The organism is Pleurocapsa sp. CCALA 161 (assembly GCF_003003995.1).
In the GTDB taxonomy this organism is placed as follows: Bacteria; Cyanobacteriota; Cyanobacteriia; order Cyanobacteriales; family Xenococcaceae; genus Waterburya.
In genome coordinates this window covers 47,485-54,333 of sequence record NZ_PVWF01000021.1, presented here as the reverse complement: position 1 = coordinate 54,333, position 6,849 = coordinate 47,485, and the positions used below count along the sequence as shown (strand labels likewise).

At 38.5% G+C, this 6,849-nt stretch carries 10 protein-coding genes; 2 read left to right on the top strand and 8 right to left on the bottom strand.

What is annotated here, in order from left to right; translation table 11 throughout:
• Positions 1–209 precede the first annotated feature (209 nt).
• From C7B62_RS07320 to C7B62_RS07295, 6 genes are read right to left on the bottom strand one after another with little or no spacing between them, the layout of a single operon-like run.
• Complete coding sequence (locus tag C7B62_RS07320) at positions 210–923, bottom strand: SDR family oxidoreductase (RefSeq protein ID WP_106234164.1); 714 nt, start codon at positions 921–923, stop codon at positions 210–212.
• Positions 924–941: 18 nt separating this feature from the next.
• Positions 942–1,262 (bottom strand): N-acetyltransferase, encoded by a 321-nt coding sequence (locus C7B62_RS07315; protein WP_106234162.1) that lies wholly within the window; start codon positions 1,260–1,262, stop codon positions 942–944.
• The gene (locus C7B62_RS07310) at positions 1,232–1,549 is read right to left on the bottom strand and encodes a hypothetical protein (RefSeq protein WP_106234160.1); all 318 of its coding nucleotides are present in this window, start codon (positions 1,547–1,549) and stop codon (positions 1,232–1,234) included. Before C7B62_RS07310 ends, C7B62_RS07315 begins: the two co-directional genes overlap by 31 nt.
• A 46-nt stretch (positions 1,550–1,595) precedes the next feature.
• Positions 1,596–2,048, bottom strand: coding sequence for a cupin domain-containing protein (locus tag C7B62_RS07305; protein ID WP_106234157.1), 453 nt, complete (start codon positions 2,046–2,048; stop codon positions 1,596–1,598).
• A gap of 16 nt (positions 2,049–2,064) precedes the next feature.
• Complete coding sequence (locus C7B62_RS07300; RefSeq protein WP_106234155.1) at positions 2,065–2,478, bottom strand: RidA family protein; 414 nt, start codon at positions 2,476–2,478, stop codon at positions 2,065–2,067.
• Positions 2,479–2,490: 12 nt separating this feature from the next.
• Entirely contained in the window at positions 2,491–2,904 is a 414-nt protein-coding gene (locus C7B62_RS07295; protein ID WP_106234153.1) for a VOC family protein, read from the bottom strand.
• Between the two features lie 91 nt (positions 2,905–2,995).
• Here C7B62_RS07295 and C7B62_RS07290 point away from each other — a divergent pair, with 91 nt between their 5' ends.
• Entirely contained in the window at positions 2,996–3,652 is a 657-nt protein-coding gene (locus C7B62_RS07290) for a metalloregulator ArsR/SmtB family transcription factor (protein ID WP_106234150.1), read from the top strand.
• A 7-nt stretch (positions 3,653–3,659) separates the two neighbouring features.
• On the opposite strand, the gene C7B62_RS07285 is transcribed toward C7B62_RS07290, so the two are convergent.
• Both C7B62_RS07285 and C7B62_RS26075 read right to left on the bottom strand, forming a co-directional pair.
• Entirely contained in the window at positions 3,660–4,466 is an 807-nt protein-coding gene (locus C7B62_RS07285) for a diguanylate cyclase domain-containing protein (RefSeq protein WP_199194095.1), read from the bottom strand.
• On the bottom strand, positions 4,444–4,584 hold the full coding sequence (locus tag C7B62_RS26075) for a hypothetical protein (RefSeq protein ID WP_199194094.1): 141 nt from the start codon (positions 4,582–4,584) through the stop codon (positions 4,444–4,446). The genes C7B62_RS07285 and C7B62_RS26075 overlap by 23 nt, the downstream gene beginning before the upstream one ends.
• A gap of 811 nt (positions 4,585–5,395) precedes the next feature.
• Between C7B62_RS26075 and C7B62_RS07280 the strand changes: the two genes are divergently transcribed.
• The gene (locus tag C7B62_RS07280) at positions 5,396–6,832 is read left to right on the top strand and encodes a MotA/TolQ/ExbB proton channel family protein (protein ID WP_106234148.1); all 1,437 of its coding nucleotides are present in this window, start codon (positions 5,396–5,398) and stop codon (positions 6,830–6,832) included.
• Positions 6,833–6,849 lie beyond the last annotated feature (17 nt).

The window sequence follows — 6,849 nt, the reverse complement described above, 5'->3', positions numbered from 1 at the left end:
TGTTCAAATGAGGTCAGGGAAAAAGGGAAAAGAATTGATTGCTAATCATCTATTTTATTTCAATTGATTATCCGAACTTGATTAATGCATCATTGGAGAGCGATCGCACTTTGTTTCTTCGTTGTAGAATACTTAAAATAAGTTAGAAACATCAAGTATATTGTATGTAATTTGGATTTTTGTCATCTTATTAGCAATAGCAATAGCAATTAAATAGCAGCAGAATAGGCTTCATCCAGTTTAATAGTCGTACCCGTAATAAACTTGGCATCCTCACCAAGCAGAAAAATAACTATTTTAGCCAACTCAGCATAAGTTGCAGGACGACCAAACATCAAATCTTGTGGTACATTCCATCCTGCTAACTCTTCCATTGAATCTGCTACAAAAAAAGGTGCAAGAGAAACCATTCTAATGCGATCGCTGCGATAACGTTTAGCATAGAGTTTGGTAAATCCTTCCATTGCAGCGCGCAGTGTACCACTAAAAGGTGTACCTAAATTTGGTTCTTGAGAGTCACTTGCGGAAATATTGATGATCGCGCCTCCTCTTTGTTGAATCATCGGTTCTGTTACTAATCTAGCGATCCGAACCACACTCATAAATAGCATTTCAAAATTTTCCATCCACATAGCATCGTCAATGGAAAGTAAATCTGGTCGAGGTGGATCGCCAAAACTATTGACTACAGAGTCTATACGACCAAATTTGGTTAGTGTTGTATCAACTAATCGCTCTAAATCTTCAGGATTGGATATAGAACCCTGAGTTGCAATACCATCTAACTCCTTTGCTAAGTCAAAAATGCTTTCACTTCTCGCCATTAGAGAAACTGTATAGCCTTGTGCTGCTAATTCTCTGGCGCATCCTGCACCAATACCACGACTGGCAGCAGTGACGATCGCTACTTTGTTTGTATTCATTGCAAATTTCCTTTGTAATTAAGCTTTTCCTCGCAACAGAAACCAACATTTAAGGCGATCAAGATTTTTTGTTGCCGAAACTTGATAACCAAGATGTTGGTAAAAATCCACATTAGCCTCTGTTTGTGTATCGAGAGCAACACCACAAGATTTTGCATGTCGATCCGACAAAATATGTATATGTTCTAAAAGTTGGCTACCAATACCCATCCCCTGACTGCCTGGATATACTCCCACCACATTTACATAAAAATGAAGTTGTGGGGGTTTGTTGGCATTTTTAAGATTGTTGTAAATATTCAGACGTTCTAATGCTTCATTGGAGAGCGATCGCGCCAATCTTTCTCTAAATCAGAAATAGCACTTTGATCTTTGTTTTTGTTTGCCTCTGGTGGAGTAGCTAAGATAATTCCTTGCAATTCGTCTCGAACCAAAGCACCCAAAAGTATGGAATCATCAATCGCCGCGCGATCGCAAATATACTGTCCGATTACCTCTATTGATTGCTGGTAAGCATTACCAAAAAAGAAGTCCATTAATGGATAGCCACTGAAAGCAGCAGAAATTATCTGAATAAAATCTTCTGTATGCTTGGCTTGTAGAGGAATAATTTCAATTAAACTCATAGATTAAAACTCAGTCAATACTTTCTTTAGTGTGACAAAACAGTAGTTAAGTAACTGGATATTGGTCGAATTTTTCCATCAATTCCAGTAATTCTTCTTGACTGGGTTGTCTTCCATTTTTAGTTAGTGCTGCTAACCCTTCAAAGTATTTTTCTCGTTCGTCAGCAGGACAAAACATAATTAAAAGTTTTGATCGCGTTTGTCCTGGATTGGAAAACCCATGAGGAGTATTTTCGGGGACAAGCATAAAACTTCCTGGTGTAGCAAGGACTTTGCGATCGTCCAAACTCAGTTCGACTTCACCTTCTACTACATAAAACATTTCCGTCAATTGCTTGTGGAGATGAGGACTTGCACCTTTGCTTTTTGGTTCCATAACAAACTCAAATAAGCCAAAATTACCATGAGTATCTTTGCCAGTCGCTTTAAACGTGCAGGTACTTGTACCAATTTGAACCGATTGCCCCTCTCCTGGTTGCAAAATAAGTGGTAATGACATACAAATTCTCCTAGTTTCAAGAATTGGGAATGGCTACAACTGCATCAACTTCAAACAACATGCCATCTAGTGCCAGTCTCGGTACGGGAATTAACGTCTGTGTTGGCGTTTGTTCTCCCCAGATTGCCTTAACTTCAGCACCCAACTTTTGCAGTTTAGACTCGTTATGTTCGACAACCAGTGTAGTCAGCTTAACAACTTGTTTTGGATGCACCCCAATAGCATCTAAAGCGATGCAAAGATTAGTAAATGCTTGCTTGAGTTGAACGGCAAAATCAGCCGAGAGATTACCATTTTCATCCTCGCCACCTTGTCCTGCAATATAAATCATTCTTGTCTCTGGTGGTGCGATCGCAATATGACTGTAGCCATTTGAGGTTGGATCGTATAACCCATTGGGATTGATCAATTGAGGTAAATGCTCTGACATAATTTTAATTCCTTACTTTAAAGCGTAATCATCTTTGTATTCAACTAACTCTAATTCAGTCCCATCTGGATCGCTGACATAGATACGGCACTTCGTTTCAGGCGATTTGTAGGTGTAATATTTAATCCCTTTAGCATCCAATAAACCTGTCATTGCTTCGCTATCGTCGATAACAAAGCCAATATGGTCTAAATGTCCTGTCGATTTCGTGAATTGAGACGGATCTGGTGGTTGATTAAGTGCTAAATAAAACTGGCGATTACCCTTCGGGTACGCTTCGCGATCGCCAAAATGCATCCAATGCCAGCCATCTTCTTCTCCTTCTGCTCTTACCTTCCAGTTTGGGAAGAGTGTCTGGTAAAACTGACGAGTTCCTTCTAAGTCCTGGCAAATTTGGTTAACGTGTTCAAAGCGATGGAATTGCATAGCAGTAATTTTACTTTCTAAAGTTTTTTCTTTAATAAGTAAGATAATCTATTTGATTGACTTTGTAAAGATTTTTCTTTAGTTTGTATATATGACTAAAAAATCCCCCAACAAAACAGCAAAAGTTAAAACTCGACGGGCAATTATTAACTTACTCAAGCAAGAAGGGACGATGGATTCACAAGAATTAGCTTCTCGCCTAAACATCTCTGCAATGGCTGTGCGTCAACATCTCTATGCACTGGAGCAAGAAAAATTAGTTGCTTATCAAGAACAATCCCGTCCGATGGGTCGTCCTGCTAAATTATGGCAGTTAACTTCTTCAGCTAATCGTCTCTTTCCCGATAGTTATGCGGAATTATCAATTGACTTGCTCAACTCGATGATTGAGGCTTTTGGAGAAGATGGATTAGCCAAACTATTAGATGTAAGAACTAGTCACCAAATTGCTGAATATCAAGCAAAAATAAACATTAAAGATATACTGCCAGAAAAGCTGTCAACTTTGGCTACTATACGAACTAATGAAGGATATATGGCTGAAATTCAATCTCTCGATGATGATTCATTTCTGTTGATTGAAAATCATTGTCCAATTTGTGCTGCTGCGATCGCTTGTACGGGATTATGTGAAAGAGAACAAGAAATCTTTCAAACTGTTTTAGGAAAAAATACAACTATAGAGAGAACTGAACATTTGGTGGCCGGAGAAAGACGTTGTGTTTATCGAATTAAAAGCTTATCCTAGACAAACACTATCTTTCAGAAATTTTTACTTGTGAGCAAAGTCGCTCAAAATAAAAACGATTGCGTCCTTGTTGTTTCGCTTGATACAAAGCAGCATCAGCAGCAGCGATCGCCGACTTTGATGACAATTCTGAACTAGGAATTTGACAACTGATGCCCAAACTGATGGTAACGTATTGGCTAACTAAAGATTGAGCATGAGGAATTTGGAGCTTTTGTACTTCGGCGATTGTCGCTTCAGCAACTTTAATTGCACCTGGGCAATCAGTATGAGGTAAAATCAAGGCGAATTCTTCCCCACCATAGCGACAGACTAAATCTGAGTTGCGCTTGGCAGCTAAACTAAGAGCAGAGGCTACTTGTTTAAGACAATCATCTCCTGCTTGATGACCGTAAAAATCGTTGTAATTTTTGAAATAGTCAAGATCACCAAGAATTAGGGTAATTGGTGCTTGTTTTTGTGCCTGTAACTGCCATTGTTGTTCGAGATACTCATCAAAGCGACGACGATTGGCAACTTCAGTCAAGCCATCTAGATTAGCTAGTAACATTAGTTGTTGATTGGCCTGTTGTAAAGCAGCGGATTGTTCCATCACTTTGAGGGTCAAAAAATGCAGCTTTAAATGAACTTTAATCCTCGCTAGTACTTCCTCTTCCTGAAATGGTTTAGTAATATAATCCACTGCCCCCAGGGATAGTCCTTTGATTTTATTTTCGGTATCGGCAAGGGCAGTCATAAAGATGATGGGGATACTACTGGTAAGAAGATTAGCTTTCAGTCGCCGACAAGCTTCAAAGCCGTCTATACCAGGCATGTTGAGAATCAGCTTGAAAGATAAAGGCAATGTTTTTTTGTTCGGCACGAATACGGCAAATTTCTGCCACTCCTTGTAAGAAGCTAGCAAAATGGAATTTTTGATTATAGAGTTCCATTTTTTGTGCCTCAATTTTAGAAATATCGAGAATGTCAAGGAAGGACAAGAACTGTACGCAGGGGAACTTGTTGGTTTTTTTTGAATCCCTGGAAAGTTGATAGTATGCTCAAGAAGTTAACTCGCTTACGACCTATTTATTTATATACTTCCCCGATTAATTCAATAATTTAACAATTGGATTTTTATCAATCTTAATTACGGTTATCAAATTCTGTTGTGCCTTTACTGCGCTCAATATAGTATGGCGATTGCTGCATAACAGCATTTTAATTGATGTTACTCGCAGCAGATACTAAAGGTAATTTGCGTTTGTCGCAAGGCCATAATGCCATCACGTATTAAATGCATGACAGTTTATTTGGATAAGAACAGGTTTATTATAAAATTTTGATGAACGATCAATATTTTTTGGCTATTTGCTTAGACGAAGCATTTATTATTTTTGTTCTAGCGAGTAAGATTAGCAATTATATTCAGCTTTTTAACCTCAATATGATAATAAAAATAGAGTTGCAGTATTCTGCCGTAAACTAACCACAAGCTATTTAAACTCAGTTAAATTATTCTAATATCTAAAGTCAAACAATATATATTCAGCAAAACCTATACTTTCTCTCAATCAACTGAGAGATATTTTTCCTGGTCTTCTACCTCAAAACAATTCACTTTTTACCTGAATGATTTAAAAAGCAATAGATCGACCGTCAAAAAACAACCTAGCCAAGGCATTATGACGTTGATTTAAATAAGACGGACAAAGGGTAAGCTTGCAGCAAAAGAGCAGCAATTAAACACAATTAACAACTAGTATGAATAAACTTAACCTTAAACCTAAAAAATCCCGCATCTCTCATCTCCAACGCCAGGAATTAGAAATTAATCCCCTGATAATGTTGCTAGCAGCAGCAGTTATTTTTCTGGTTAGTTATTTAATAGTTGGTCTAATCCCGCCTTTGAGAGCATCCTATATTGGTGTTTTATTATTTGAGAGAGGATTTGTTCAGTACCTTTCGATAGCGTTAGCTGCCATAGTGATTGCTACTGCCGTTATGAAGTTTGTGCTGTTGAGAAAAGAACATGAAGCCCTGAGAAAAATCTGGATCGCTGATCATATACCTTTAGATCGCCCTGATGCTCACGAAGTAGAATACTTTCAGGAACGATTGCTTAAAGACGGATGTTTAGTCGCTCTACGCTGTGGCAGAGTGCTTAGGGCTTATATTCAAAGTGGCGATCGCACTGCTGCTAGCGAATTCGCTCTAGATGACTCGGCCTTTTATGCTACCAACTCAGAATCTTCCTATTCCTTTCCTCGTATTTTGGTTTGGGCAATTCCTTTATTAGGATTTATTGGGACAGTAATTGGTATTAGTGGTGCGGTTAGTGGGTTTTCAGGATTTCTCGAAAATTCAGGAGACATAGAAGTAATCAAAAAAGGTATTGGTACAGTTACCAATAGTTTAGGGGTAGCTTTTGACACTACTCTTCTAGCTCTATTTCTCAGTGTTTTAGTGATGATTCCTTTAGTCTTAGTAGAACGCTATGAGGCTAATCTTCTGTTGGGTATTGATGTCTTTATCAACGATAAATTGCTCCCCAGACTAACCAAGAAAAATGATCAGCTAGACTCGATCGGCATCAATCAAGCAGTAGCAGGAGCAATTAAAGAATATTTTCCCGATCCCGAAGATCTGATCGATCCAGCCCATAGCTATGCCGAAAAAGCTTCAGAAAAACTGTCTAAAGGGTTTTTGAGTGAAGTTAGCAAAGTATACGGAATTAGTTCTCAGGTGGTTACTCAGATAGGAGATATCAGAGAACAGGCAAGTCGCGATCGCCAAGAGTTTCTTACTTTCTTTGCTCAACAGCAAAAAACTAATCAAGAATTAGTCCAGCAAATCAGATCGATTGCGGCAGAAATCCGCAGTAAAAACTTGGCTGCTGCCGAAGATCTGAATGCTCAAACTCAAGGTATTAGCCAACAGTTAGAAAAAGCAGCCCAAATTTTAGAAACGCGAATCGGTTCTTTGGAAACTACTGCTCAAAAAATGCTGGATTTTCAAAGTATACAGCAGGGTTTAGAACGGAGTTTTGCTTCTTTGGAAAAAACGGCTCAACTAGAACATGTCTTATCAGGAGTCAAAGATAACCTTTCCTTGATGCAACCTCTGCTGCAACAGCTTAATAAACCTCGCCGTATCACCTTAGTCGAGAATGACAACGATCACAATAGACAATCAGAATAGAATTTTTACCTAGCCTG

Bases quoted from the DNA above. Each gene is read 5' to 3' on its own strand.
- C7B62_RS07320 (WP_106234164.1), bottom strand. From the start codon at position 923: ATGAATACAAACAAAGTAGCGATCGTCACTGCTGCCAGTCGTGGTATT.
- C7B62_RS07310 (WP_106234160.1), bottom strand. From the start codon at position 1,549: ATGAGTTTAATTGAAATTATTCCTCTACAAGCCAAGCATACAGAAGAT.
- C7B62_RS07305 (WP_106234157.1), bottom strand. From the start codon at position 2,048: ATGTCATTACCACTTATTTTGCAACCAGGAGAGGGGCAATCGGTTCAA.
- C7B62_RS07300 (WP_106234155.1), bottom strand. From the start codon at position 2,478: ATGTCAGAGCATTTACCTCAATTGATCAATCCCAATGGGTTATACGAT.
- C7B62_RS07295 (WP_106234153.1), bottom strand. From the start codon at position 2,904: ATGCAATTCCATCGCTTTGAACACGTTAACCAAATTTGCCAGGACTTA.
- C7B62_RS07290 (WP_106234150.1), top strand. From the start codon at position 2,996: ATGACTAAAAAATCCCCCAACAAAACAGCAAAAGTTAAAACTCGACGG.
- C7B62_RS07285 (WP_199194095.1), bottom strand. From the start codon at position 4,466: ATGCCTGGTATAGACGGCTTTGAAGCTTGTCGGCGACTGAAAGCTAAT.
- C7B62_RS26075 (WP_199194094.1), bottom strand. From the start codon at position 4,584: ATGGAACTCTATAATCAAAAATTCCATTTTGCTAGCTTCTTACAAGGA.
- C7B62_RS07280 (WP_106234148.1), top strand. From the start codon at position 5,396: ATGAATAAACTTAACCTTAAACCTAAAAAATCCCGCATCTCTCATCTC.